Source organism: Enterococcus sp. CSURQ0835 (assembly GCF_902706605.1).
In the GTDB taxonomy this organism is placed as follows: Bacteria; Bacillota; Bacilli; order Lactobacillales; family Enterococcaceae; genus Enterococcus_A.
The window spans coordinates 26393-52405 of record NZ_CACSLH010000004.1 but is presented as its reverse complement, the minus strand read 5'-3'; the positions used below and the strand labels follow the sequence as shown (position 1 = coordinate 52405).

22 protein-coding genes are annotated in these 26013 nt (G+C 42.6%); 3 read left to right on the top strand and 19 right to left on the bottom strand.

All coding sequences use genetic code 11. The features are described from left to right. Nucleotides 1-301: 301 nt before the first annotated feature. Nucleotides 302-853, bottom strand: a complete 552-nt coding sequence (locus GVJ38_RS02960; RefSeq protein WP_159721684.1) for a hypothetical protein — start codon at nucleotides 851-853, stop codon at nucleotides 302-304. Between the two features lie 176 nt (nucleotides 854-1029). On the opposite strand from GVJ38_RS02960, the gene GVJ38_RS02955 reads away from it, so the two are divergent. Then, entirely contained in the window at nucleotides 1030-2700 is a 1671-nt protein-coding gene (locus GVJ38_RS02955; RefSeq protein WP_159721683.1) for a phosphoenolpyruvate carboxykinase (ATP), read from the top strand. A gap of 132 nt (nucleotides 2701-2832) precedes the next feature. Next, nucleotides 2833-4533 (top strand): fibronectin-binding protein EfbA, encoded by a 1701-nt coding sequence (gene efbA, locus GVJ38_RS02950; protein ID WP_159721682.1) that lies wholly within the window; start codon nucleotides 2833-2835, stop codon nucleotides 4531-4533. Nucleotides 4534-4686: 153 nt separating this feature from the next. On the opposite strand, the gene GVJ38_RS02945 is transcribed toward efbA, so the two are convergent. The 4 genes from GVJ38_RS02945 to GVJ38_RS02930 form a co-directional block, all read right to left on the bottom strand. Further along, nucleotides 4687-5697, bottom strand: a complete 1011-nt coding sequence (locus GVJ38_RS02945; RefSeq protein WP_159721681.1) for an AI-2E family transporter — start codon at nucleotides 5695-5697, stop codon at nucleotides 4687-4689. 57 nt (nucleotides 5698-5754) lie between these two features. After that, nucleotides 5755-6381, bottom strand: coding sequence for a YfbR-like 5'-deoxynucleotidase (locus tag GVJ38_RS02940; RefSeq protein WP_159721680.1), 627 nt, complete (start codon nucleotides 6379-6381; stop codon nucleotides 5755-5757). A gap of 129 nt (nucleotides 6382-6510) precedes the next feature. Next, nucleotides 6511-7134 carry a DUF47 domain-containing protein gene (locus GVJ38_RS02935; RefSeq protein WP_159721679.1) on the bottom strand — a complete coding sequence of 208 codons (624 nt, stop codon included), beginning with the start codon at nucleotides 7132-7134 and terminating at the stop codon, nucleotides 6511-6513. 16 nt (nucleotides 7135-7150) lie between these two features. Beyond that, nucleotides 7151-8197, bottom strand: a complete 1047-nt coding sequence (locus GVJ38_RS02930) for an inorganic phosphate transporter (protein WP_159721678.1) — start codon at nucleotides 8195-8197, stop codon at nucleotides 7151-7153. A 175-nt stretch (nucleotides 8198-8372) separates the two neighbouring features. On the opposite strand from GVJ38_RS02930, the gene rpsT reads away from it, so the two are divergent. Further along, nucleotides 8373-8624: a 30S ribosomal protein S20 gene (gene rpsT, locus GVJ38_RS02925; protein ID WP_159721677.1), complete on the top strand. Its 252-nt coding sequence runs from the start codon at nucleotides 8373-8375 to the stop codon at nucleotides 8622-8624. A gap of 71 nt (nucleotides 8625-8695) precedes the next feature. Here rpsT and GVJ38_RS02920 read toward each other — a convergent pair whose 3' ends face one another. From GVJ38_RS02920 to GVJ38_RS02855, 14 genes are all read right to left on the bottom strand, one after another. Next, a complete protein-coding gene (locus GVJ38_RS02920) occupies nucleotides 8696-12118 on the bottom strand; it encodes a LamG-like jellyroll fold domain-containing protein (RefSeq protein WP_159721676.1) in 3423 nt (1140 codons plus the stop codon). A 186-nt stretch (nucleotides 12119-12304) separates the two neighbouring features. Continuing rightward, a complete protein-coding gene (gene holA, locus GVJ38_RS02915) occupies nucleotides 12305-13327 on the bottom strand; it encodes a DNA polymerase III subunit delta (protein WP_159721675.1) in 1023 nt (340 codons plus the stop codon). Nucleotides 13328-13361: 34 nt separating this feature from the next. Then, nucleotides 13362-15596 carry a DNA internalization-related competence protein ComEC/Rec2 gene (locus tag GVJ38_RS02910; RefSeq protein ID WP_159721674.1) on the bottom strand — a complete coding sequence of 745 codons (2235 nt, stop codon included), beginning with the start codon at nucleotides 15594-15596 and terminating at the stop codon, nucleotides 13362-13364. Beyond that, nucleotides 15589-16080: a ComE operon protein 2 gene (locus GVJ38_RS02905; RefSeq protein ID WP_159721673.1), complete on the bottom strand. Its 492-nt coding sequence runs from the start codon at nucleotides 16078-16080 to the stop codon at nucleotides 15589-15591. The genes GVJ38_RS02910 and GVJ38_RS02905 overlap by 8 nt, the downstream gene beginning before the upstream one ends. A gap of 23 nt (nucleotides 16081-16103) precedes the next feature. Further along, nucleotides 16104-16733 (bottom strand): helix-hairpin-helix domain-containing protein, encoded by a 630-nt coding sequence (locus GVJ38_RS02900; protein ID WP_159721672.1) that lies wholly within the window; start codon nucleotides 16731-16733, stop codon nucleotides 16104-16106. A gap of 62 nt (nucleotides 16734-16795) precedes the next feature. Continuing rightward, nucleotides 16796-17839, bottom strand: coding sequence for a SepM family pheromone-processing serine protease (locus GVJ38_RS02895; RefSeq protein ID WP_159721671.1), 1044 nt, complete (start codon nucleotides 17837-17839; stop codon nucleotides 16796-16798). Beyond that, on the bottom strand, nucleotides 17829-18323 hold the full coding sequence (coaD, locus tag GVJ38_RS02890; protein WP_159721670.1) for a pantetheine-phosphate adenylyltransferase: 495 nt from the start codon (nucleotides 18321-18323) through the stop codon (nucleotides 17829-17831). The genes GVJ38_RS02895 and coaD overlap by 11 nt, the downstream gene beginning before the upstream one ends. Before the next feature lies 1 nt (nucleotide 18324). After that, the gene (rsmD, locus tag GVJ38_RS02885) at nucleotides 18325-18879 is read right to left on the bottom strand and encodes a 16S rRNA (guanine(966)-N(2))-methyltransferase RsmD (RefSeq protein WP_159721669.1); all 555 of its coding nucleotides are present in this window, start codon (nucleotides 18877-18879) and stop codon (nucleotides 18325-18327) included. A 101-nt stretch (nucleotides 18880-18980) separates the two neighbouring features. Continuing rightward, nucleotides 18981-19316, bottom strand: a complete 336-nt coding sequence (locus tag GVJ38_RS02880; RefSeq protein WP_159721668.1) for a YlbG family protein — start codon at nucleotides 19314-19316, stop codon at nucleotides 18981-18983. Next, complete coding sequence (locus GVJ38_RS02875; RefSeq protein ID WP_159721667.1) at nucleotides 19309-19728, bottom strand: YlbF family regulator; 420 nt, start codon at nucleotides 19726-19728, stop codon at nucleotides 19309-19311. The genes GVJ38_RS02880 and GVJ38_RS02875 overlap by 8 nt, the downstream gene beginning before the upstream one ends. Beyond that, nucleotides 19725-20837: a CAP-associated domain-containing protein gene (locus GVJ38_RS02870; RefSeq protein WP_159721666.1), complete on the bottom strand. Its 1113-nt coding sequence runs from the start codon at nucleotides 20835-20837 to the stop codon at nucleotides 19725-19727. The genes GVJ38_RS02875 and GVJ38_RS02870 overlap by 4 nt, the downstream gene beginning before the upstream one ends. Nucleotides 20838-20847: 10 nt before the next feature. Then, on the bottom strand, nucleotides 20848-24273 hold the full coding sequence (locus GVJ38_RS02865) for a pyruvate carboxylase (RefSeq protein WP_159721665.1): 3426 nt from the start codon (nucleotides 24271-24273) through the stop codon (nucleotides 20848-20850). A gap of 5 nt (nucleotides 24274-24278) precedes the next feature. Further along, nucleotides 24279-25466, bottom strand: a complete 1188-nt coding sequence (locus GVJ38_RS02860) for an FtsW/RodA/SpoVE family cell cycle protein (protein ID WP_159721664.1) — start codon at nucleotides 25464-25466, stop codon at nucleotides 24279-24281. A gap of 3 nt (nucleotides 25467-25469) precedes the next feature. Beyond that, nucleotides 25470-25772 carry a YlaN family protein gene (locus tag GVJ38_RS02855; RefSeq protein ID WP_159721663.1) on the bottom strand — a complete coding sequence of 101 codons (303 nt, stop codon included), beginning with the start codon at nucleotides 25770-25772 and terminating at the stop codon, nucleotides 25470-25472. Between the last annotated feature and the right edge of the window lie 241 nt (nucleotides 25773-26013).

The following is a 26013-nucleotide window of genomic DNA, read 5'->3' as shown; positions in this document are numbered from 1 at the left end:
TACGGTAATTGTCGAGACAAAAACCGCATAGACTGATCTATGCGGCAGACGTTTAAATAAACCAGCATAGATACAAGAGTTAGAGCATGTCTAATCGTTGTATCTATGAAGTGAGATCCATACATACAACTTATCTACGCCAGTTGCGCCAGCTATTCATTTGAATTGATAAGTTTGCGTTTGTCATGAATACCACTCCCATTGTTGAATAATTTGACATCTTTGTTGGATGTTGTTTGTAGTTTATCCAATCTGCTACTAGATGTCAACACTAAAAACAAAAAAATTCGCAATTGTCTGATTATTTGTTTTTACTTTGGCGTAAACGCCACATGGGCAAACGATTTAATTCCGGGATGAATGTTTGATTTAAATCACTCAAGTCATCCACCACGAAACGATTTTTTTCTTTCCCGTCTTGAAAAAAGATAAAGGTGACTTTAGTGGGATCAAGCTGATATTTTTTCGCGATGGCTTGCTGATCGTAGACCACTGGATAATAATAAAACGTGCGATTCAACTCCGCTTCTTTTCGTGTAAGTAACGTCTCAACACGAGTAAAATATTTGCCGTGAGGTTGCGAAAACATTACCGAGATTGCTTTTGTCTGTTTGATTTTTGCATCTTCTGTCCCATAATCCAAAACGATCATCTGATCACTTGCGACATTTTGGGTGACGAGACTTTCTAGTTGGCTGTGCCGGATCTTGGGCTGAGCCACTGTGAGCGCGCCAAAAAAAAGCGCGAGACTCAAACATAAAACGCTAAGTGCCGCGATCCGTTTTTTCTGTTTTTTCGATCCACACAAAATTTGCTGCCAAAAAACGACCGCTTTTTGTTTTAGTTCTGACATCTCACACCCTAGCTTTCTTGAATTGACCTGCCTTTCATTTTAGCAAAGAAAATCTAACAACTGGTACTTTTTTCATTAAAAGAGTTTTTGATTAGAAAAACGTGTTTTTTTATTATTTGTAAGAGATTTATTTTAATGCTATCATAATGTAGAGAAGAATGTAAGGAGGTTTTTTTATGAGTAGTATTGGGAAGATCCCTCGCAGTGAGATCAATCAGCAAAATCCGTTGCTGTCTAATTTTCGAACTACCATCGAGACTGCTTTTTACGGGAATAATGTAAAAAAAATCAACAGCTTGACTACCGCTTATAACTTAGCCCAAGCGTGTCCTGGGACTATCACGACGGATTTAGATGTCTTGCATACCCATGAACTTGGCTTACCCACCAACGCTAAAGTGTTAGTTTCAAATGACGGAACTGTGGTGGGCCGAACCGCTGCTGCACGCCGGATCATTGGACAACAAGGCGTCGATCCCTATCATTATAGCGAGATTTTACGGGAAGCGATCTTTCAGTCGCGGGAAAAAAATTTTTACCGCGGCGATGTCTTAGTGGGTTTAGACCAAGAATTTTCAGTCTCGGCGCATTTGATGTTACCAGAAGAATATGCGGCTAATCTCTATTCTTATTTGTTGAACTTTCAAATGCATACGAGTGAGAATAAAAAATTTTACCAAGATTCGCAAGTGATCCCAGAAGGCGACATCTTTTTATTTGCCGATCCTGACTGGTCTGACCCCGAGTTTCCTCATGGTTTAGTCATCATCGATGCAGAACATAATTGTGCCGCAGTGTTAGGCTTACGCTATTTTGGTGAACTAAAAAAAGCGACCTTGACGTTAGCATGGGCCATGGCGCATCGAAATCAGTTCATCGCATGCCACGGCGGGATGAAACAATATCGTTTTGGCAAACGCAACTACACGATGGCTGCGTTTGGTCTTTCCGGCTCAGGCAAATCAACGATCACCTTAGCTCAGCATGATCATAAATACGAAATCGATGTTTTACATGACGATGCGTTTGTCATTTCTAAAAAAGATGGTGCAACGACTGCCTTAGAACCTGCCTATTTTGATAAAACGCAAGACTACCCGATGGATTCTACGGAAGTCGGCTATATCGTCACCGCCCAAAATATCGGTGTGACATTAGATGAACACAATCAAAAAGTAATGGTGACAGAAGACATTCGAAACGGCAATGGCCGCAGCGTCAAAAGTCGTTTTGCGACTAAAAATAGAGTCGATCATATCGCGGAAAAAATCGATGGTGTCTTTTGGATCATGAAAGATGATAGCTTGCCGCCGATCATAAAAGTCGAAAATCCCGCGCTAGGAGCTGCATTTGGTGTCACGCTTGCGACTAAACGCTCTACGGCCGAATACATGGTCGGCAAACGAGCCGCTGATGAACTCGTGATCGAACCATTTGCCAATCCTTTCCGCAGTTATCCACTAGCGGAAGACTACCGCGATTTTCGGGATCTATTTGCAAAGCACCAAACCGATTGCTACATTTTGAATACAGGTTTTTTCAATCAGCAAAAAGTAACACCGCAAGAAACATTGGGCAGCCTTGAGCAAATCGTTGAAGAACAAGCTGAATTCATTCCGTTTGGCCCGGTGAAAGAATTGAGTTATTTACCGCTAGCCGGTCACGAGGTCGACTTTAATGATCAACATTATTTGTGGACTTTGATCAAACGAATGAAAATTCGACTTGATTTCATCCAATCGCGGGAAGTCGTAAACGGTGGCTATGATCAATTACCAAAAGAAGCCGAGTTGTTGTTACAAGAAGTCTTAGTCCAGTTAGAGGCGTTTAGTGAAGCCTTGAAATAAAGTTTTTCTGATCCAGTGCTGGTTTTTTCAGTCAAATCATAGCGTGAAACAAAAAATGCCGGTAACTTATTTGGTTACTGGCGTTTTTTTCGTTATAATGTAAGTTAGCTTACAAGAAATGAGGGAAAAAAGATGTCCTTTGACGGAGTTTTTACCCATACCATCGTCAACGAATTAAAAACTGAATTATTGAGCGGGCGGATCGCCAAGATTCATCAGCCTTATGAACACGAGATCGTCCTAGTGATTCGAGCCCGCGGCGAAAATAAACGTTTATTATTATCCGCTCACCCTAGTTACGCTCGGATGCAGCTAACTAAGATTGCCTATCACAATCCGGAGAACCCACCGAATTTCGTCATGATGCTCCGAAAGTATTTAGAAGGCGCGATCTTAGAGACGATCCATCAAGTCGAAAACGATCGCGTCGTCCATTTCACTTTTAGTAAACGAAATGAATTAGGTGATCTGCAAAATATCGTGCTCATCGTCGAACTGATGGGCCGCCACTCTACGATCGTGTTGCTGAACGCTGAGACGAATAAAATTTTAGACGCGATCAAACACATCGGGAGCTCGCAAAACACGTACCGTTCTATCTTACCTGGTGTTGACTACATCGCACCACCTAAGCAAACACAACTGAACCCTTTTACCGCGTCGAAAACGGAAGTCTTCGAAATTTTAGCCACCGCCGAAAAATTAGATGCGCGTTATTTGCAACAACATTTTCAAGGTTTAGGTCGAGACACTGCCGAAGAATTGCGTTTTCGGTTGGCTCAAGCACCAAATGAAAAAATAAAAGTTTGGCAAGCTTTTTGGCAGCAAGTTACCCAACAACCCACTCCAACGATCGGTGAAAAAGGCCAAAAAGAATTTTTTGCGCCGATTGAGTTTGAGACTTTCACTAAAGCGCAACACTTTCCTAATTTAAGTTTGATGCTGGATGCTTTTTACGGTGAAAAAGCTGAAAAAGATCGGGTCAAACAACTGGGGAATCAATTGATTCGCAAAGTGGAAAATGAGATCAAACGCAATCAAACTAAACTTGAAAAACGTCAGCAAACACTAAAAGATTCCGAAAATGCCGAAGAATATCGCCGGCGAGGTGAACTGTTGACGACTTTTATGGCCCAAGTCCCGCGGGGCGCTGAAAGTGTTGAGCTGGAAAATTATTATGAAGAGAATCAGCCACTGAAAATTACGCTGAACCCAGCGCTTTCCCCTAGCCAAAATGCGCAAAAGTATTTCCATAAATATCAAAAGTTAAAAAATGCCGTCAAATTGATCTACACTCAAATCAAATCGGCCAAAGAAGAAATCGCGTATTTACAATCCATTTTAGCCCAGTTGGAATTAGCCGGTCCGATGGATATCGAGGTGATCCGTGAAGAATTGATCGCTAGTGGTTACTTGAAGAAAAAGCGTAGCAAAAAGCGCAACAGCAAACCTTCCAAACCGGAAGAGTTTACCGCTAGTGACGGCACGTTGATCTTAGTCGGGAAAAACAACTTGCAAAATGACCAACTGACCTTAAAAACAGCCAAAAAAACGGATATTTGGCTCCATGCGAAAAACATTCCCGGTTCACATGTGATCATCAAAGACACCGACCCGAGTGAAACGACCTTACTAGAAGCCGCCGAGCTAGCTGCTTATTTTTCTAAATACCGCCAATCAGCTCAAGTCCCCGTCGATTACGTCGCCGTAAAAAATGTCCATAAACCAAATGGCGCTAAACCCGGCTTTGTGATTTATGAAAATCAAAAAACACTTTTTGTGACTCCTGAAGAAAAAACGATCCAACAACTCCGAGAAAATCATAAAAAATAATTTTTCCTTTTGAACTAAGACGTTAAAAGCCGGCTACCTTCCCATAATTTTTAATGGGAGGTAGCCGGCTTTCGCTTGCGTTACACGTTTGGTATTACGACAGTGTCACGACTATTGCATATGGCGCTGTCCTTTTGACCCGAATTCACTAGATCACTGAGCTCCTTCGCCTTTTTTAACGTGGATGATCTCTAAGAAAAAGGTAAAGATCGGAATTCCCACGATCAATCCCCAAACACCGAGAAATTTTTCGCTGAACAACAAAATCACAAACGTGTAAAAAATCGGCAATTTAGTTCGGCTTGACATGAATTTAGGATTTAAAATATATGCTTCGATGCAGTGAACGATCAAAATCAAGATCAACACATATAAAACACTTTGGATGCCGCCGGTGGAATACGCAATCAAACTTAGGGGAATGCAGGAGACGATCGCGCCGGCTACTGGAATCAAACTCAAAGCAAAGATCATGATCGCCAGTGTCGGCAATTGATGAAAGCCGATCAACCCTAAGCCTACCGTCGTGATCGCCGTGTTGACGATTGCAATCAACAGTTGCACTTCGATCACTACACCAAATGTCTCACTGAAGATTCGGCCAAAATAAGCAATATCAGCAAACAACCAGCCGAGATCACTCGTCAAAAAATGCCGTGAAAAAGCGGCGGTCTTTTGCTTTTCTAACATGAAAAAGAAACTCAACATGAACGATAAGAAAAAAGCCAACGCAAATTCGCCCACATGTTGCAGCTGAGTGAAAATGATCCCCGCTCCACTCTCCAATTTTTCTTGCCAATTGTGATGAGCTAAATAATCAGAAACATATTTTAAGACGACATTTGAATCATAGTCACGCTTTTGATAAAAATGAACGATCGAATTATACGTTTGGATCGCTTGTTCAGTCAGCATTGACGCGTATTGAGTAATCAGCAAATACAACAACAAGACTTCTGCGATATAGACACCACAGGTCAGTAAGCTTGTGGGCAGCTGGGTCTTTTTTTCTAAAAAACCCACGATCTTCACTGACAAAATAGTAAAGATGAACGTCAATAAAATCGTGGTCATAAAGGAACGCGTTAAATATAAACTGACGATGATCAGCGCTAAAACTGAAAAGCGCCGTAAACTTTGATTATGGATAAACCGTTGATACATCTTTTCACCTCTTGTGCTTATCATAGCAGAAAAAAGGTCAGACAAGTAGCAAGTAGCCTAATCCAGCGTCGCGAGTTTGGCTAAAAACTCTGCTCGGCCATAAAATTCTTGATCTAGTAATTCGGGAAAGATCTGCGCGAAAAAGTAATGGACACTCGGGCGCGTATCAAAACTTTTGATCGTTTGAACAGCTTCCATGAACATTTCTTGATACACTTTTTCCGGATTATTTTTGATGATCTCTTCAAATGATTCATACAGCAAATCGACTTTATCTGAAATAGCTAAAATTTGTCCTTCTACCGTCTCGTCTTTGCCTTCAAATAAACGCCGGCGATAAATTGCTTGAAACTCTGGCGGAATCTCTTGCGTGATAAAACGATCAGTCATTTTTTCTTCCACCGTTTGCAACATTCCCCGCAACTCATGACTCGCGTATTTGACTGGTGTTTTGATATCTCCGATAAATCGTTCCGTGTAATCGTGGTTCAACGCTTTTTCATACAGGAGTTTCCAATCGATCGTCACGCCGTTTTGTTCTTCGATATCCCCTAAAACTTGCGCGATCGAAGTCACACGATACGCATGGGAAGCCACCGTGTGCTCCGTGAATTTGAAATATCCTGGTGCACGGCGAATCTTTTCTAAATTATTTAAACCTAAAATATATTCATTTAATCCCATGAAAACTCCTCCTCATTATTTTTGAAAAGTTTACTCTTTTTCAAAGCAGAAGGCAAGTTTGAGCAGCTATTCAGTTTCAAAACCAAAAAATCCAACTTCTACTAATAAACAGAGGTCGGATTTTTTGACTTACGTATTTTTGATCACTAAACTTTCGATCACATCAGCGGCATCTTCACAGTCGTCGATGATTGCTTCAAAATGATCGTACACATCTTTCCATTTAAGGATCTCGATTGGATCACGTTCTTCGGTGAATAATTTTTTCGTCAGCGCGCTGTAAAGGCGGTCTGCTTCTGATTCCGTCTGATTGACTTCTTGGATATAGCCTTTCAACGTTTTAGAATGTTTGAATTTCGCAAATTCGTTAGTCGCTTTGACGACGCCTTTAGTTGCAGTGACCACCAATTGTAAAAACTGCTCCGTATCTTCTCGGATCGTTTGGATCACGAGATTTTCAAATAAATAAGTCGTCGCATTCAGCCCATCTAAAATATCATCAAGGTGATTGATGATCTCCACGATATCTTCTCGGTCGATCGGCGTGATGAAAGAATCAAACAGTTCATTCATCGTATTTTTTGAGATCTCATCACCTTGATGTTCCAGTTGATGGATCACTTCGGATTTTTCTTCAAATTTTTCTGCTGAATAGTCGTCGATCAATTCTTTCAACACTTGTGCCGAAGTGGCCGAATATTCTGCGAGTTGGTTCATCGCACCAAAATAATCATAGGTTTTCTTTCTTGCCATCGTCTTCTCCTTTTTATTAAAAAATCGCTACAAATAGTTTTGCCATGATAAAAGCGATCACGCCACAACCTGGAAACGTCAAGACCCACGCTAAGATCATATCTTTTACGATACTCCAATCGACACTAGTCATCCGTTTAGCAGCACCAGCTCCCATGATCGCAGTGGTTTTCGTATGGGTCGTTGATACGGGGATCCCAAAAATCGAAGCGAGGAACAAGCAGATCGCTGCACTCAGATCCGCCGCAAAACCTTGGTATTTTTCCAGTTTCACCATGTCCATCCCAACGGACTTAATGATCTTCATGCCGCCGACTGAAGTGCCTACTCCCATCGTTAAGGAACACAGCGCCATCACCCACAGCGGGATCACAAAACCGTTGCCCGTTTTTTCGACGAGATTGTTATAAAAAAGCCCCAGCATAAAGACACCCATAAATTTCTGACCGTCTTGCGCACCGTGCAAAAAAGCATTCATCGCCGCACTGATCGCTTGGCCCACCGTAAAGACTTGGTTGGCTTTTCGGCGATTGACGCCTTGAAAAAGTTTAGCCAACAGCCGCGTTACTAAAAAGCCGCCGCCAAAACCCATTAACGTAGAAACGACTAAGCCGACCAAAACTTTGATCCACTCGCCGCCATTGACTGCCGAAAGTCCTCCCATCGCCATGGCTGAACCGGTGAGCCCGGCGATCAGCGCGTGTGATTCACTCGTCGGAATCCCAAAATACCAAGCGGTGACCGCCCAAACAACGATCGAAAACAACGACGATGCAAGGGCGACTTGTGCTGCATTGCCGGCTCCTTCAAAGGTCACGATATTACTGATGGTCTCAGCAACTTGCGCGTTAAAATACGTCATCACCAGAGCGCCGAGAAAATTCATCACTACCGCTAGCCCGATCGCCGTATTTGGTTTTAAGACCCGGGTCGATACAGCCGTTGCGATCGCATTTGGCGCATCAGTCCAGCCATTGACAAAGATCACGCCCATCACTAAAGTCACAGTCACTATTAACGCAATACTCAACTTGTCACATCCTTCTGTTTTTTTCTCATTCATAGTAGCATACCCAGCTGAATTTTTCTGCTGCTTTTTTTAGCTACTGAGAAAAATATCTGTTAAGGAAAAAAACTTGTCACGATTTTATTGCATTGCTACTTGCCTTTATGTATAATGAGTAATGTTGAATTGTACGGATTCCCGTATAAGACTTAATTTCGGAGGTGAATTCCAGATGCCAAACATTGAATCTGCAATCAAACGTGTTCGCACAAGCGAAACCGCAAATGCTAAAAATTCTTCTCAAATGAGCGCAATGCGCACGACCGTTAAAAAATTTGAAGAAGCTGCTGCAGCCGGTGCTGAAAATACTAACGAGCTTTATAAAGAAGCTGTTAAAGCAATCGATATGGCTGAATCAAAAGGTTTGATTCACAAAAACAAAGCCAACCGCGACAAATCACGTTTAGCTAAAAAATTAGCCTAAAACAGTGATGATGATTTAAAAAAGAGCCGAGAGAAATTTTTCTCTCGGCTCTTTTTTGTTGGCTGCTTATTTTAATTCAATGGATCATTTGATTTCTTTATTACGTGACGCCACCAAGCAATTCCAATGGCCACAATCACGAGTAAACCGCCGAAAAGAACTGAAACTTTTGCGATCCGATCATTGGTTTGAGGAAATCTTTTTGGTTCTGCTAAGATATTGGACCAAAAATCCGAGCTTGTGGCTGGATTAGTTTGACTAGCGGTACCCTTTGCACCTTGCTCAGCCGGTACGACTGATCCTGCTGGTACTTCTTTTACTGCGGTGTCAGTCGATCCGCTCGTGCTACCAGTTACGATCGCCGTTTGCTGACTAGTAGTGGTGGTCGTTGGTGTTTCACTCGAATGGCTTTCACTTGATTTAGTACTTGAAGTGGCCGTTGAACTTTCACTAGGCTGACGGCTATCAGAAGTAGTTGAACTTCCACTAGCCGTAACATCTGTTTCTTCGACTAAGGCTTTTTTAGCTGCTAGTAATCGCTCACAGGCCTGATCTATTTGAGCTTGATCCGCTTTGTTAGTGGTCAGCACTTGTTTAGCGGCAGCTAAAGCCGCGGTGAATTCCCCATAACTTTTAGCTGTAAAATGCTGACCCGCATGAGGTTTGATTTTTTCTGCAGCTGCGATTGCTTGTTTCAACTGATCTTTTTTGATTGCAGTCGGTTTCGCCGGTTCCAGTTGGAGCCCCGTGATCGCCGCGGTGATTTTTTCTGCAGCTTGATTCGCGGCTTCAGTCGTCAGAGTAGCCGATTGCAGCAATGCTTGGGCTTGACTAACTGCCTCAGCTAAAACTTTTTGACTCGCCGCAGTGAAAGTTTGACCTGGTTTTGCTTGAATTTGGGCCGCTTGTTGCAGCGCTGCATCTAATTTTTCAGTTGAATAATCAGTTAAGTCATTGTATATTTCTTTCCCAGCTGAATCGGCTAGCATCATTTGGCTGACGTTCATTTTTGCCGCCGAGTCAGTTGTAGTGAGCGTTAAAAAGTCAGTCGGCATCTGATCGTAAGCTAAGGTGATCTTCCACTGACCATTTTCAACTTGATCGCGTAAAATCTTCCCATCGTTTGGCTTCAAGGTCCCTTTTGCTTGACCATTTAGCTCGATGACTAAATCAACGGCTTTGACTGCTTGTTTTTTTTGCCAGTTAAAATGTAAAACGTGTTGGCTTTTCCCGATCACCACTCGCTCAGTATCCCGTTTTTTAGCTGCCAGTTCACTTTGTTTCATAAACGCTTGCGGATCAAATACACTTCCCGTCATCGAAGGTGCTTGCGGAACGCCCAACGCCTGTAAAGCTACTGGCGTGATATCGCGATTGCTACCGCCAGTTAGTCGTTTACCTTGAGGAACCGTTTGGCCGTAAAGTGCAATAAAGATGTTCGATTCAGCCGGGGATGCTCCGCCATGATTAAGACCTGAACCACCATGATCCGCATTAAAGATCACCAACGTATCATCTAAGTGACCACTATTTTTCAAGCTGTCGATCACACTTTTGAAACGTTCATCATAAGTTTTGTAATTCGTCCAGTAACGATCATTATAAAAACCGGTCGAATGCCCCGCGTGATCCATCGAATCGTCTTGTAAAAAAGTAAACGCCGTCTTATCAAATTGAGGCGAGCTGATATAGGCTGCGATTTTGCGATAAGACTGTCCCGGTGTCCCATCATATTCTTTTTGTACCGCTGCATCAGGTTCCACGATCCCATTTGGAATTTGTGACCATTCAGAAAAAACACTCAGCGTCCGCTTTGGTTGATAGTGGTTGAGGACTTTAAAGATCGATGGATAAAGTCCGGTCGGTTTCCCAAAATCATTGAAATAAAATTGACCGGCACTCTCATTATCTAATTGATAATCTGTTGGCAATTCATTCCAATCTAAACCGTGGAGGATCGAAGCATAGTTGATCCCAGACATCGTTGGATAGATCGCTTTAGCACTTGTCGACATGGCGGCTTCATGATTAAAAAAATTAAGCGCAAATGAATTTTGCCGCTTAGCTAAGAGTGCCGGATCATTCGTCCACTGGGGTGCTGCCGTTCCGTTCGCATAAAACAGTCCAGTCGGGTCCCATGGATTGCCCCCACCATCCGTTGTTAAAACGAGCACGTGCTTGTATGGATAGATCGTCGCCTTTTGAGCCACCAGCGCTTTTTGCTGGGCTGGAGCCAATGCCACATCCCCGACACTCACTAACCCATCATGATTATAATCAAATGGATCATCCGCTAAAATCGTCACTGCTTGATCGGCAAGTGTCACATTTGGTTTAACGATTTGACCTGCAACTTGTGCAGTGACTTGACTGATTTTAAAATTAGCTTTTTGATCATTCGTTGTAGGCAAGGTCGCAAATGACAGTTGCGCGATCGTCGTTTTCGCATAATTGATCAAATCAGCGGTTGAAAGTGCGCCTGTGAATTGAAGTTGCAACTTACCATTGTGATCATCGGATACGGTCGTATTACTAGTAAACGAATTATTGCGAACCCCTTTAAAAGCTACTAGCCGAGGATCATAGCTCACCTCTAAAGTTAACTGATCGATATCCCCTTCTGTTTCCCCTCTCACTTGAACATTCAAATCGTAATTACTAGCTTGGACGCTTGTCTTTGCCCCGACCAAACTAGTTTGTAAATTTTGCGTTTGAATCGGCTCTGCCACATCTTGACTATGCGCTTGTGTAGCTAGTTCAGCGATTTGATCGGCAGTCAATGCGGTCGGATATAAGCGGGCACGGTTTATAAAGCCTCGAAATAAATACTCAGCTCCATTTGCGCTACTACTGTCACCGCCTAAAACTAGATTTTGTGCATTGGGATTGGTAGTGAATTTCAATGGTCCCGCTTTAGGAAGTTTCTCGACCAACTGTCCGTTGACGTATAACGCGACACTTTGCTCATCGATCACCCCTACCGCATGAATCCATTGATGCGCTTTGACTGTCGCTTTTGGCGTGACGTAATGATCACCGGTAAAACCAAAAAAGGTTAACCGCCCACCTTCAAAGCCAAGTCCGACACCCCCACCTTGTTGATTTGAAAAAAGATCCATCTCACTTTGCGAAAGCTCATCTGCTCTAAAAAAAGCTTCCATCGTGAGTTGTTCGTGGAATTGCTGTTGTAAATTGCTTCCAAAAGGCGCTAACACGGCAGATTTTCCATCAAAATAAGCGGCCTCGGTTGCAAGTCCTGGTGCTTGTTTGATCACTGGCGTTCCTTGCGTAGTAGTCGTTAGCGGCAAGCTCGATTGCAATTGTAATTTTCCAGCGGCCACTGAAAAATCAGCGAGCGTTTTCGGCTGTGCCGGTGCACTGATTTGATCAGCTTGCGCATCAGCTGAAATAGCCTGGAGCTCACTGACCGCCCCGGTCAATGAGACCGCTAAAGCCGCCCATAATAATCGTTTCGTTTTATAAAATGAGTTCAACGTTCTTTTCCCCTTATCGCTATTTAAATTTTTTGGACAAATAGTTCTCCTTTCATAGCTAAGTATAAGAACTGTTTTTTTATTTCTCGTTTTAAATGCGTAAATTCTGTGTAAACTTCGCTAACAGAGATTCATTTACTCAATCCTACAAAAAAGAGCCCTTCAAGAAAAATCCTTGAACGGCTCTTAACTTAATTTGGCTGTCGTTTTTAAAATAAATAATTGAAAACTCAACTCTTTATCTAGTTGTCCGACTTTGACTTGGTAATCATTTTCGACTAGCTCATCATACAGCGTCGTTAAAAAAGCTAATGAGAAACGTTTGACTTGTTGTAATGCTAATTTCACTCGATACGGATGAATGCTCAATGTTTCGGCAATGTTCGCTTGCTGATACCCGATCTTTTGTAAAATTTTAGTTTGCAACAGTAACCGGATCTGACCAATCAAGATCGCATTTAATTTGATCGTCTCTTCTCCTTGCAGATGCAGTTCTTCATACGTTTTTAAGGCAGCTTCCGTTTGGCCTTGTAAGATCTGCTCAGTCAATTCAAAAATATTATGCTCAAGCGTTTTAGGAACTAATGCTTCAACGTCCGCTTTAGTGATCACCCCACTATCACCAGCAGCCAACATCAATTTTTCCAGCTCATTCATCGCTTTAGTCAGTTCAAAATCTGTTAAACGCAAAAAAAGTTCCAATGCGTCTTGGTTCAGCTTGACGCCCGCATTTGCCAAGTATTGTTGTAAAAAACGGCGTAATTCATTTTCTTTTAAAGGGGCCGTCTCAATCTCACTAGCGGCTTTTTTCAATGCTTTGGTCACTTTTTTTCGCGCATCTAATTTTTCGTAATTGGCCCAAAAAACTAAAATCGTGGAAGCTAGTGGCGCCTTTAAATACGCTAATAACTGAGTGATCTCACTCTCACTAGCACTGCCTTTACTGGTCAAAAAGGCGGGCTGCTCGACAAAGATCAACCGATAATCACCAAAAAACGGTAATGTCTTTGCTTCGGCTACGACTTCTACTAAATTATTTTCTTCCAAATCAAAGCGCATAAAATTTAATTCTTCTAAATCATCTTGCTCCATTCGTGTCAAAAAAGCTTGGCGTACTTGTTCTTGTAAATAAAGTTCCGTCCCGGTCACTAAATACATGGGTGCTAATGGTTGTTGTTTGATTTGTTGGATTGCCTGTTGTGTTTCCATGTCCCCATCCTCCTGAGTTTTTATGCTATCACGATTAGTTTAGAAAAGCTATCGTGGATTGTAAGGAACTAGTTTTTTTGAATGGGTACGGCGACCACTGGTAATAGATCATCCCTTGTTGATCGGTTCGGTGGATGTGGATTTTTTTCATTTGCAATATTTTTAATGTTTCATTTGTTGGATGCCCATAGCGATTATTGCGCCCCGCTGAAATCACAGCATCCGTTGGGCGTAACTGGTTTAAAAATTCTGCTGACGTTGAAGTGTTACTGCCATGATGACCGACTTTTAAAACATCTGCTCTTAATTGAGGAAATTTTTGCAAGACTGCCGCCTCGCCCGTTTTTTCTAAGTCGCCGGTCAATAAGAAGCGGCGCTGTCCGATTTTAAAAAACGTGACGATCGATTGATCATTTTCCCCTTCACTAGTGGTCGGTGACACAACATGCACTGCTAATTTTTTTCCGATCACATCACCAGTCTTAACTAATTTGACTTTCGTTTGATTGTTGATCAAACGTTTTAAACGCAAGGCGATCTTTTTTTCAGCCCCGTTAGCCACATAGACCGTTTGCAGTTGGAAATACCGCGCTACATTTTCCAATTCTCCCATGTGGTCCGCATCATTATGCGTCAAAATAAGATGATCGATTCGTTTGATCCCTTGGCTTTTTAAAAAAGGAACTAAATTATAATCCGACGGCGGGCGATACGTTCCCCGTTGCCAAGCCGCTTGTTTAAATTGCAATCTCCCGCCCGTGTCGATCAAAAACGTTTCTTGTTTGAAGGGTAGTTTGATAAAAATACTGTCGCCTTGTCCTACATCAACAAATGCCACCAACCCGCGAGGATCAAAACTAACACTAATAAGTAACAGGCAGATACTGCCCACTAGCCACAACTGATTTTTCCGCTTATGACACGCTAAACTTAAAAAGGCCAGAAACCAAATTAGACTAAACACTCCCACGCTCGGTTTTCCTAAAACCAATGGCTGCAATTGAAAAAATGCGAGTCCGTGTTCCAATAAAGTAAAGCATAAGCTAAGACCTTGAATTAAAAAGGTTGGGACCCACAAAAAACTCAAACAAAACAAAAGTAAGCAGCCCGGTAACAGCAGCCATTGAAAAATGGGAAACAACAACAGCGTAAACACCCCACCCAACACAGACCATTCACTAAATTCAAAAACTAATAATGGTATCATAAAAAGACTGAAAGCAATTTGGAATGTCACCGGTCGAGAAAATTTTTCCGGCAAAAAAACCAGCAGCAATGCTAGCCACAGACTCAAACGTCCGCTAGCTGTCAATAAAACAAGCGGGCGAAAGAGTAAGACCCCCAGTAAAACGAAGCTCCACTGGTCTAGTTTAGCTAATCGAAGTTGTAATGTCGTTAATAAAAAGACGATTAAAAAACTCAACAAAGCCCGTAAGACACTGACTGCCCAACCGGTAAAGCCCCACACCAAAAAACTAATGAGCAGTAAGATGATCAAACGCGTCTCGCGGACTAGTCCCAAACGCTTTAGTAAAACGTGAAACGCACCTAAATAAAATTGGATATGCAAACCAGATAAAGCAAATAAATGAAGCAGACCAGTTTTTTGGTACAATTCTTTTTGATCACTAAAATGCTCATCTTTGAAACCTAACACTAATGCTTTGATATAGCTGGCTAATTTTTGGGGAAAGCACTGATCGATTTGACGAAACAAACTTTCCCGCCAATAAGCTAAATCAGGCGGCGCTGTTTTAAAATCAGTGAGGCGGTCGGCTGTGAATTGACCAGCGAGCCCCAGCCCTAGATAATAAGCTTGCTGGTCAAAGCCTTTTAAATTACGCGCAGGTGATAACGGCTTGTTTTCTCCAGTTAATTTGACTTGTTGAACTCGTTGCGTTTGCCAAAACTTTTTTTCAGCTTCATCTTTCAAACGATACGAAACTGTAACTTTTTGTTGCTGAAACTTGCCAGTAAAACGTAGACTGCTCCCATTGATGACGACTGTATCTCGCAAAATGGTGACCGGCGCTTGGGTGACTGTCTCCGGTAGCTGTGTTAATTTTTCCATATAGCTCCACGTTCGAATGCCAAGCAAAAAGCTGAATAAAACCGTCAGCCAGATCAGCTTTGACCGTTTCATCCAGCAGATGTGTACTCCAATCACTACCCCGATCACGAGCCAGCCTTTATGTGTTGAATAGAGCACACTCACAAAACACAAACTAGCAGCGATCGGCAGTAAATAAAAATTTTTAACTTCAGTCATGGAAAAGTGCGGCAGCAGCTTCCCCTAACTGTAATTTAGTAAAATACTTATTTTCTAGTTCCACTTGATGAACGCGCGCACCCACATGTTGGATCAATTCGAGTGCGTAAGGATCATTGTGGTAATCGTGTAAATAATGGATCGTTTTGATTCCTGCTTGCAATAAAGCTTTTGTGCAAGCCAGACAGGGGAAATGTGTCACATAAACTTCCGCTTGATCAGTCGCGATCCCTAGCTTGGCACATTGCAACAGGGCATTCATCTCGGCGTGGATCGTCCGAATGCAATGGCCGTTTACCACGTAGCAGCCATCATCGATGCAATGGACATCGCCGGAAACAGAACCGTTATACCCACCGGCAATGATTCGTTTGTCTCTTACGATCGTCGCGCCCACTTCTAGTCGCGTACACGTGCTACGCAACGAAAGCAAGACCGCTTGTGCCATAAAATATTGATCCCAAGGAATTCTTTCTGTAGTCATCATGATTACCTCGTTTTTTGTTTTTACTTTATTGTAATAGAATCTTTTAAATTCTCAAGTGTCTTTTCACCAATACCTGAAACTTTTGTCAAATCTTCTACCGCTTGAAAGCTGCCGTTTTCTTCACGGTACTTCAAAATATCTTGTGCTCTTTTTTCGCCGATACCTGATAGTTCTTGAAGCTGCTTTTCATCTGCTGTGTTTAAATTGATTTTACCACCTTCACTAGTTGCCGGGTCGCCGCCCGTCACACTTCCTGTCGGATCAGGTGGTGCTGCTAATTGTTCTGGTACAGCTTCCCCGACTTTCGGAACATAGATCACTTCTTGGTCTATCAAAAGTTTAGCAAAGTTCATCCGGGTCTGATCGGCTTCCGCAGTAAAACCGCCAGCTAATTCGATCGCATCCATTAAACGCATGCCCGCTTTTAAACGGTACATCCCACCGTGATTGACGGCTCCTTTCACATCCACAAATAATTCAGCGCTGCTCGTTTCTGTAGTCGCCACCGTTGACTGACTAGTTGAAAAAGCCAACTCACTAGCAGGTGCAGCACGTTCAATTGCCGGACGCTTCAGTAGAAAAAATGCTGCGACCACCACCATGATCACCGCCCCCAATAAGACGACCGGTTTTTTTAATTGTTCTGGCATAACTTCCCTCCTTTAAAAAAAGCTACGCAAAAAAAGCCGAGCGACTTGGCTCGACTTTTACTTTATTTTAGTTGATTGAGATAATCCAACGCATCTTGAACGCTCGTAACAGGTACGATTTTCATATCGGTTTTTAACTTTTTAGCAGCTGCTTTTGCTTCCGCGTAATTTGTTTTAATGGAAGGGTCAGCCTTTTTCATATCTTTGGTAATTTTATCTTTCGGAGCAAAGAAGATCTTTGTTCCGTCAGCTGCTGCACTGGCGACTTTTTTATCGATCCCGCCGATTCGGCCGACTTCGCCTGTCGAACTGATCGTCCCAGTCCCCGCGATCTTTTGTCCGTGTCGCAAATCTTTACCAGTCAACTGTTCATAAATTTCCAAGGTAAACATCAACCCTGCTGATGGTCCGCCGATATCTTCGGTATGGAAAGTCACCTTCTGATCCGCTTTGATCTCAGTGTGATCGGTCAATGTGATCCCGATCCCCGGCTTTTTATCAGTCGGTAAGCGAATCAACTTGCCGGTCGCTTTTTTCGTTTTTCCAGCTTGGACATAAGTGATGCTCATCGTTTGACCAACTTTTTGACCTTTGACATATTTCATAAACGCTTCGCTACTCTTAAAGCTTTTCCCATCCGCTTTAGTGACCGTATCGCCGACTTCGACTTTTCCGCGGAAATTAGAATTTTTCTCCACGCCTAAAACATACACACCTTGATAGTTCAATTCATACGGTCGTTTGGCTAATTTAAGCGCTTGTTCGATCGCGGTATTTTGCGAAGACTCCATAAAAAATTGCTGCATCTGTTCATATTCTTGATCACTAGAACCGCCTGTCAATTCTTTAGCCGAGATCACTTCTTCAAACGGTTTGAACTGTGCTTTAGCAGCTGTAAAAACTGTCGCTCGCCGTACGCCGACTGAAGTCAAACTAAAGGAGCCTTTTTGCTCATCTTGTTTCCCATCAACTGTGATCAAATCTTTCAAATCGATCGTCGCTCCCGGTTCTTCAATGTAATAAGGAATCGGTACGATCAAACAAGCTACGATCACCAGCAATAAGAAGACGATTGAAAGTTTTTTTAAATTCTTTTTATTTTTCATCTTGATCACGCTTCTTTTCTAAGGCTTCACAGACCGGCTGTGGTAAATAATCGGCCACATCACCGGAAAATGCCATGACTTCTTTTAAAATACTGGAACTGATATGACTGTATTGCGGTGAAGCCAGTAAAAAGACACTTTCTAAGTCTGGTGCTAAATGGTGATTCATCGTTGCGATATCTTTTTCATATTCGTAATCTTTCACACTGCGGATTCCGCGTAATAAAAAGTGAGCGCCGCATTCTTTAGCAACTTCCACCGTCAATTTTTGTTCTTGACCAATCACTTTAACGTTTGGCAGATGAGCCACTGATCGTTTGACGATCGCCAACTTCTCACTCGCCGTGAAATAACTTTTTTTACTCGTATTGAGAAAGACGCCCACGATCAACTCATCAAACAATTTTGCGCCTCGCTCAATCGTATCTAAATGCCCCATCGTCAACGGATCAAAGCTGCCTGGGAACAAAGCGATTTTTTTCATTTTAATCCTCCCGTTCATAAATGGTCACCGCACTGATACCATAAACATTCCGTTTTTTTTGTTGGAATGGTCCGATCATTGTAGGTAGCTCGATTTTTTGATCCGTCTCGCAGACGATCACTGCTGCCTCACTCAACAATTCATCTGCGATCAACGCTTCGATCTGTGCTACGATCTCTTGTTTGGCGTAAGGAGGATCAAGTAAGACCAAATCAAACTTCTCTCCAGCAGTTTTTAATTGTTTCAGCGCTTGATTAGCCGGCAACTTCAGCAACGTAAACTGGGCTTCGGCCTTAGTCACCGCAACATTTTCCCGGATGATCTCCAATGCTCGATAATTTTTTTCAACTAAAACAGCGCGCTCCATCCCGCGCGAGACTGCTTCGATCCCTAGCGCACCACTTCCAGCAAATAAATCTAAAGCAGTCCCGCCAGCAAAATACGGACCGATCATATTAAAAATCGCACCTTTGACTTTATCAGTCGTCGGACGGGTATTTTTCCCGGCCAGACTTTTTAATTTGCGGCCACCAAATTCTCCTGCCACTACTCGCATCTTATTTCCCTCCATCAACGATTGATCTGTTTTATTATACCCTTTTTAAAATCAAAAAAGATGAAAAATGTTTGAATCAAATCAGACATTTTTCATCCTCATTAGACTGTTTCAGCTAAACGGATCTTCGTATTTGCGACATCTAATTCATCTTCGTCTTTTACTTGGTACGCGGCTTTAGTCCCGATCCGTTCCGCAAAGTTCATCGCGATATCTGGACGATAAGATTGCTCGACTTGCCGGACAAAATGCAAGTGTTGTAATTTTTCTAGCGTCAAAGCAACCTCTTCTTCATTGACGTAAAGTACGACATACTTCATCTTACGGGATACGTAATGGATCAAACCATATCGTTTCAACGTTTTTAATTGTTTCAATGAATAGACCCAAACGATTATCCCACGGCGTTTTTGGATCTGAAATTCTGTATTATCCATGACAATTCCCCTTACAATGCTGACTTTTTTCAAACGGATTCCCATAAGCGACTTTGATCTCCGGCGAAACCGTTTCAGCAAGCGTCTGTGTAATCGCATCTAAGACTTGTTGTAACTCCGTCTCAGCCATTTTAAAGGCCGCGACTTCCGGTTGCAAGTCTAATGAACGTTTCGCTTTAAACAGCGCTTGCTGAGCTTTTTTATAGCCTGGTGCATACTTCCCGTAGGCTGCGAGCTTTTCAAAAGCTGCTTGTTGGGTTAAAAAATCATTTTTCAGCTGTTGCGCGACCTGAGAATTCCTCAATGCTTGCTGGGTGGCGAGATACGTTTGATAAACCGGACTTTTTAAGACCGCTGCAATCAAATCATGGCTGAGATCTTCTAATTTAAACAACGCATCATTATAGATCATGGCCGGTCACTTCCTTTAGTTTCTTCAAATTCCTGCTTTAAGACTAGCACATTTTGTTGATCGACTGCAACCGCTAAGTTTTCAGCTCGACCATTGAACAAAGCAACTTGCGCCGGCTCACTGCACCAATAATAAAACGAGAAAAACGGATCGATCACAGGCGAATAAAAAAAGCCTGCTTGGTACTTGATCTTTTCAGTCTGGGCTAACTTTTTGAATTCTGCTGGCGTCAAATAAAAATCATCGTTGACTAAGTGTGCCGTCTGATCCATTTGCCATTCCTCTAAGCGGGACTTGGATAACACCGCAGCTGGTTGTTGTAGAAAATTTTGTAACAACTGGTGACTCGCCGTTTCAGCTCCGGCAGTCTGTTGATTTTTAGGCAACCGTTTAGTCTGTCGATAGGCATCGATCAATTCTGTCAAATGAACTTGCGTCGTCTGATCGATCTGCTGCCAATCTTGTGACGTATCTTGCATCCGATACGACAACGGATTCCCGCTATTGATTTGATACGGCATCAAACGTAGCAACATCTCTAAATCTAAATACGTGATGGCCGCTAGCTTTTTCGTTTGCGCATCAAAAAACAAGATCGCAAAACTTTGATTGTTAAACGCGATCAACGGCCGTGCCCGCATATCATCTTCACTCAATACAATCGCTACGGGTTCTTCATCATATGTGACGCCAAAATTCGCTGACAAGTTCATATTGGCAAATAGCTGTTCATTGGTCATGCCAAAGGTAAAAGGTGCCACTTTCGGTTCTGACTTAGCTACGACATTGATCCCAACGACCACGCCTTCTTCACTGTTGACGGCTAAACGTCCCGTCGCTAGCGAATAAAAACGCGTTTCAAAAAAGAATCCGCTGGGTTCGCTTTTTTCTGCTAGACCAAATGTCTGTTCAAATTGTGCCACACTTTGCCCGATAAAAGGAGCAAACCCCGTTGCTGGGATTTGCTCATATTTTAAGGCATGGTGCCGCAGCGGTTGCTCCGGAATTTTTTTTACAGTCGGCGTTGCCGGGGGAAACAAGATCGGTTGGATATAGTATCCGATCAATACGCATAAAAAGATACTGATAAAACCAATCGCACGTTTCATGGCGCCTCCCTTATTTTTCTTTGACTTCGATCAATAGATCACCAGATGCAATCGCTTCTCCTTCAGAAACATAGACATGATCGACTTCTCCGACAAATCGAGCATCGATCGAAGTTTCCATCTTCATCGCTTCAGTTACTAAAAGCGGTTGCCCTTTTTCAACATGATCGCCTTTTTTTACCAAGACTTTCAAGACTGATCCAGACATCGTCGCCCCGATCTGTTCGCGATTAGTCGGCTCAGCTTTGCGTTTAGTTTGAACTGCACTTTTGATCGAAGCATCTTTTACTACGATCTCACGCCGCTGACCATTTAAATTAAAGAACAATGTCCGATTGCCTTCAATATCTGCTTCACCGATCTCGTCTAAACGAATGATCAAGATCTTTCCTTTTTCGATCTGGACGTCGATCGTTTCACCTAACCGCATTCCTTGGAAGAAAGTCGGAGTATCAAGTAGTGTCACATCACCAAATTGCGTATACCCTTTTTGATAATCTAAAAAGACTTGTGGGTACATCAAGTAACTTAACACATCGGTTTTACTTGGCTCAAATCCAACTAATTCAGCCAGCTCTTGTTTGACCTTCTCAAAATTCACTGGTTCTGCTAAAGCACCGGGACGCTCTTGTAACGCTGGCCGACCTTGTAAGATGATCTGTTGTAATTTTTTCGGAAAGCCGCCGACCGGTTGTCCCAATTCGCCTTGGAAGAAACTAACGACAGAATCTGGAAAGCTCAGCTCATCGCCGTGGTCATAAATATCTTTTTCAGTCAAATCATTTTGAACCATGAACAAAGCCATATCTCCAACGACTTTTGAAGATGGGGTAACTTTGATGATATCACCAAACATCATATTCACATCATGATAGACTTGTTTGATCTCATCCCAACGATCACCTAGTCCGACTGCTTTTGCTTGTTGCTGCAGATTTGAATATTGACCGCCTGGCATCTCGTGCAAATAAACTTCAGTTTGCGCTGCAACGATCCCATTTTCAAAACTCCGATAATACGGCCGAACATCTTCCCAATAATGATTCAATTGACGAACATTAGCCATACTGATCTCAGGCGCACGGTCACCATTTTCTAGTGCATAATACAAACTGCTTAAACTTGGCTGACTCGTCGCACCACTCATGGCACTGATCGCAACGTCTACGATATCCACTCCCGCTTTGACTGCTGCCGAACTCGTGATGATCCCGTTACCAGCTGTATCATGGGTATGCAAGTGGATCGGCAAATCCGTCGTCGCTTTCAATTCACTAATCAATTCATAAGCGGCTTGCGGTTTTAAAAGTCCCGCCATATCTTTGATCGCGATGATATCTGCTCCGACACTCTCCAGGTCTTTTGCCATTTGTTTGTAGTAGTCGATATTATATTTTTTGCGCGTCGGATCTAAAATATCGCCAGTATAACACATCGTTGCTTCAGCGATCTTACCCGTATCTTTCACTGCTTGAATACTTTTTTCCATTTGCGGAATCCAGTTCAAACTATCAAAAATTCGGAAGACATCGATTCCTTGCTCAGCCGCCACTTTGATAAACTCTTGGATCACGTTGTCTGGATAGTTGGAATATCCGACCGCATTGGAGCCACGGAATAACATTTGCATCAACGTGTTCGGCATTGCTTTGCGTAATAATCGTAGTCGTTTCCAAGGGTCTTCGCTTAAGAAACGGTAAGCTACATCAAAGGTTGCTCCGCCCCACATCTCGCTGGAAAATAATTCAGGGATCGCTTCACCCGTTTTTTGTGCAATCTTTAAAAAGTCATGCGTCCGCACTCGAGTTGCTAATAAACTTTGATGGGCATCACGGAAAGTCGTATCAGTGAACAATACTTTGTCTTGAGCTTTGATCCATTCAATGACCCCTTTGGAACCAGCTTCGGTTAAAATATTTTTCGCTGTCTTCAATGAACGTGGTTCTAACTCTTGCGGTAAACGCGGTGGTTCATGGAAAATCTTCGTTTGCTTTTCAATGCCTGGAAAACCATTGACAGTGATCTCAGAAATATAGCGCATCGTTTTATTCCCACGATCACGAATCCGCGGAAACTCAAATAGTTCTGGCGTGTTGTCAATAAAAGTCGTTTTGGCATCACCTGATTGAAAAATCGGATGACTGATCACATTGTGCATAAACGGGATATTCGTTTTGACTCCCCGAATCCGAAATTCTTTCAAACAGCGTTGCATTTTTTGGATCGTTTGTTCAAAGGTCAATCCATGAGTACACACTTTAACTAAGAGCGAATCAAAATAAGGCGAAACTACCGCACCCGCATAGGCATTACCAACATCTAGCCGAACGCCGAAACCACCAGGTGAACGATATGTATCGATTTTTCCCGTGTCTGGCATAAAGCCATTCAACGGATCTTCTGTGGTCACCCGACATTGGATCGCTGCCCCACTCAAAATGATCTCCTCTTGTTTTGGCAAGCCGATCTCCTTGTGCAAATCTTTGCCTTGTGCGATCAATAATTGACTCGTTACGATGTCGATATCCGTGATCATCTCGGTGATCGTATGTTCCACTTGGACTCGCGGATTGACTTCGATAAAGTAAAACTTATCGCCTTCAACTAAAAATTCGACTGTTCCTGCGTTGACATAGCCCACGTGCTTCATCAATTGGACTGCTGCTTGACAAATCTCATGACGTAATTCAGGTGCTAACGATACGCACGGCGCAACTTCCACAACTTTTTGGTGGCGGCGTTGCACTGAACAATCTCGTTCAAACAAATGGATCACATTCCCGTGGGTATCGCCTAAGATCTGGACTTCGATGTGTTTCGGGTTACCGATATATTTTTCAACGTAAACTTCATCACTCCCAAAAGCAGCTTTAGCTTCACTTTTGGCGCGTTCATAGCCTTCCCGTGCTTCTTTTTCATCATGTGCGACCCGCATCCCGCGTCCGCCTCCACCAAGGGCAGCTTTGATCATGATCGGATACTCATGCGTTGCCGCAAAAGCTAAGACTTCATCAATACTTTCCACCGGTCCATCTGAGCCTGGGATCGACGCGATACCAGCTTCTAAAGCGGCAGTTTTTGCTTTGATCTTATCACCAAAAATATCTAAGTGATGAAGAGTAGGTCCGACAAACGTGATACCTTCTTCTTGACACCGACGAGCAAATTCCAAATTTTCTGATAAAAAGCCATAACCAGGATGGATCGCGTCGACTTGTGCTTCTTTTGCCACTCGTAAAATATCTTCAATATCTAAATATGCATCGATCGGTTTTTTTCCTTTTCCGACAAGGTAGGCTTCGTCGGCTTTGAAGCGATGAACAGAATACGCGTCTTCTTCAGCAAAGATTCCGACTGTCTTGATCCCTAATTCGGTACACGCGCGAAACACGCGAGTGGCGATTTCGCCACGGTTAGCTACTAAAACTTTTTTCATAAACGTTACCCCTGACTTTTTAAATATTCATATTCTAAAGCAAGTTTTGTTCGTTTCTCGTCGGCACTGATATTGAGCGCAAACGCTACACCGACAGATAAAATAAGCAGGCTGTTCCCACCTTGACTCAAAAATGGAAACGTGATCCCCGTCAACGGAATCAAACCTAGTAAACCACCTAAATTGATAAAGACTTGCAGTAAAAACAAACTTCCGATCCCGATACAGATCAATGAATTAAAAGTTTTTTTCGAACGGATGCCGACTAAAAAGATCCGGCAGATCATAAAGATCAACAGACCTAAAATAATCAATGCTCCGATCAAACCCACTTCTTCCATTACGATCGAGAAAATAAAATCGGTATGTGCTTCACTTAAGAAACCTTTTTTCTGGATACTATTCCCTAGTCCGCGTCCGAACCAGCCGCCATTATACATAGCATAATATCCATTGGCTAACTGATGCCCTTGATCCAATTCAAACTTAAAAGGATTTTGAAAGCTTTCAAAACGACTGACGATATATTGAAACCGTTCTGGGATTAACAGTGAACCGAGTCGCGAGATCAACATGATCGCTAAAGTGCTTCCGACGATTCCGCTAACTCCGACAATCACGCTATAAAACCAATTGACACCGCTAGCTAACAGCAAAATCACCGCCAGTAATGTAATAATCGCGGCGTTTCCCATATCAGGTTGGATTGCAACGAGAAAGATCATTACAAAGACTAAGCCTAACGGTCGTTTCATATCCGTCCAAAAATTTTGTTGGATCGTGAATTGTCGTTTGGATAAGATGTACGCTAAATACCAGATCACCATGATCTTCAAATATTCAGCTGGCTGCATACTAAAAGGACCAATCCGGATCCAACCTCTGGCTCCGTTGACCTCGGTCCCTACAAAACGCACGATGATCAAAAGTAAGAAGATCGTTAACGTAAAAAAAACGATCAGTCGTTGGCTTTTTAATACATCGGTCTTCATCTTATACATCAAGCTGATAATCACTAAACTCATCGCCCAAAAAATAGCTTGGTTCAATACAAGACTAGCAGGATTCTGTTCGTTGATGATCAGCATATAAGAAGTCGAACTATAGACGAACATCAACCCGACCCCACACAAAATCAAATACGGGATCAAAATACTATAATCAATAAAATGACGCTTTTGTAACTTCGGCAAGGATTAAGCCTCCTTGTGGGATTCGTTAGACTCGTAACGATTTTCATATAATTCCGTATACAAACGGTTTAAGTCGCCTTCCAAATCACTTAACATCTGGTGGCCTTCTTCTTCGGTCAACAACCCGATCCGCTCCGCAAAAAATACCTGTCGCGAAAAGCCGTACATCTGAGTGTCCACCACTTCTTCAAATGCCTTGCACTGAGAGATACAAAGGCTGTTATGCTGATTTTGGATCAGCATCTTGATGCGCTGCGCATCCTTTTTTAACACTTCGATTGCAAAATCAGAAGATACAGATTCCATTTTGCTGACCTCCTATCCTTAATTTCAATATTATAGCATAGATAAAAAATAAAACGGTAAAAAATCTGATTCCCTAACACTTTTTTGAACCTTTTGTTCGATTTTTAAGTTTTGCACAAGCAAACTAAGGCTAGCTTTTTTTTGATTTTTATGAATGAAAAATAAAGCTTATCCCACTGCGGATTTTTTAGGCGCCTCGTGTGAAACATTAACCCTGTGTGAAACTTTAAAATTTATACTG

What these genes read in the sequence shown, in the direction of transcription:
- rpsT (WP_159721677.1), top strand. Translation starts at nt 8,373, where the DNA reads ATGCCAAACATTGAATCTGCAATCAAACGTGTTCGCACAAGCGAAACC.
- GVJ38_RS02880 (WP_159721668.1), bottom strand. Translation starts at nt 19,316, where the DNA reads ATGGATAATACAGAATTTCAGATCCAAAAACGCCGTGGGATAATCGTT.
- GVJ38_RS02870 (WP_159721666.1), bottom strand. Translation starts at nt 20,837, where the DNA reads ATGAAACGTGCGATTGGTTTTATCAGTATCTTTTTATGCGTATTGATC.
- coaD (WP_159721670.1), bottom strand. Translation starts at nt 18,323, where the DNA reads ATGAAAAAAATCGCTTTGTTCCCAGGCAGCTTTGATCCGTTGACGATG.
- GVJ38_RS02905 (WP_159721673.1), bottom strand. Translation starts at nt 16,080, where the DNA reads ATGACTACAGAAAGAATTCCTTGGGATCAATATTTTATGGCACAAGCG.
- GVJ38_RS02960 (WP_159721684.1), bottom strand. Translation starts at nt 853, where the DNA reads ATGTCAGAACTAAAACAAAAAGCGGTCGTTTTTTGGCAGCAAATTTTG.
- GVJ38_RS02865 (WP_159721665.1), bottom strand. Translation starts at nt 24,273, where the DNA reads ATGAAAAAAGTTTTAGTAGCTAACCGTGGCGAAATCGCCACTCGCGTG.
- holA (WP_159721675.1), bottom strand. Translation starts at nt 13,327, where the DNA reads ATGGAAACACAACAGGCAATCCAACAAATCAAACAACAACCATTAGCA.
- GVJ38_RS02935 (WP_159721679.1), bottom strand. Translation starts at nt 7,134, where the DNA reads ATGGCAAGAAAGAAAACCTATGATTATTTTGGTGCGATGAACCAACTC.
- GVJ38_RS02930 (WP_159721678.1), bottom strand. Translation starts at nt 8,197, where the DNA reads ATGAATGAGAAAAAAACAGAAGGATGTGACAAGTTGAGTATTGCGTTA.
- GVJ38_RS02955 (WP_159721683.1), top strand. Translation starts at nt 1,030, where the DNA reads ATGAGTAGTATTGGGAAGATCCCTCGCAGTGAGATCAATCAGCAAAAT.
- GVJ38_RS02855 (WP_159721663.1), bottom strand. Translation starts at nt 25,772, where the DNA reads ATGGAATCTGTATCTTCTGATTTTGCAATCGAAGTGTTAAAAAAGGAT.
- GVJ38_RS02875 (WP_159721667.1), bottom strand. Translation starts at nt 19,728, where the DNA reads ATGATCTATAATGATGCGTTGTTTAAATTAGAAGATCTCAGCCATGAT.
- rsmD (WP_159721669.1), bottom strand. Translation starts at nt 18,879, where the DNA reads ATGCGAGTAGTGGCAGGAGAATTTGGTGGCCGCAAATTAAAAAGTCTG.
- GVJ38_RS02940 (WP_159721680.1), bottom strand. Translation starts at nt 6,381, where the DNA reads ATGGGATTAAATGAATATATTTTAGGTTTAAATAATTTAGAAAAGATT.
- GVJ38_RS02910 (WP_159721674.1), bottom strand. Translation starts at nt 15,596, where the DNA reads ATGACTGAAGTTAAAAATTTTTATTTACTGCCGATCGCTGCTAGTTTG.
- efbA (WP_159721682.1), top strand. Translation starts at nt 2,833, where the DNA reads ATGTCCTTTGACGGAGTTTTTACCCATACCATCGTCAACGAATTAAAA.
- GVJ38_RS02895 (WP_159721671.1), bottom strand. Translation starts at nt 17,839, where the DNA reads ATGAAAAATAAAAAGAATTTAAAAAAACTTTCAATCGTCTTCTTATTG.
- GVJ38_RS02900 (WP_159721672.1), bottom strand. Translation starts at nt 16,733, where the DNA reads ATGCCAGAACAATTAAAAAAACCGGTCGTCTTATTGGGGGCGGTGATC.
- GVJ38_RS02945 (WP_159721681.1), bottom strand. Translation starts at nt 5,697, where the DNA reads ATGTATCAACGGTTTATCCATAATCAAAGTTTACGGCGCTTTTCAGTT.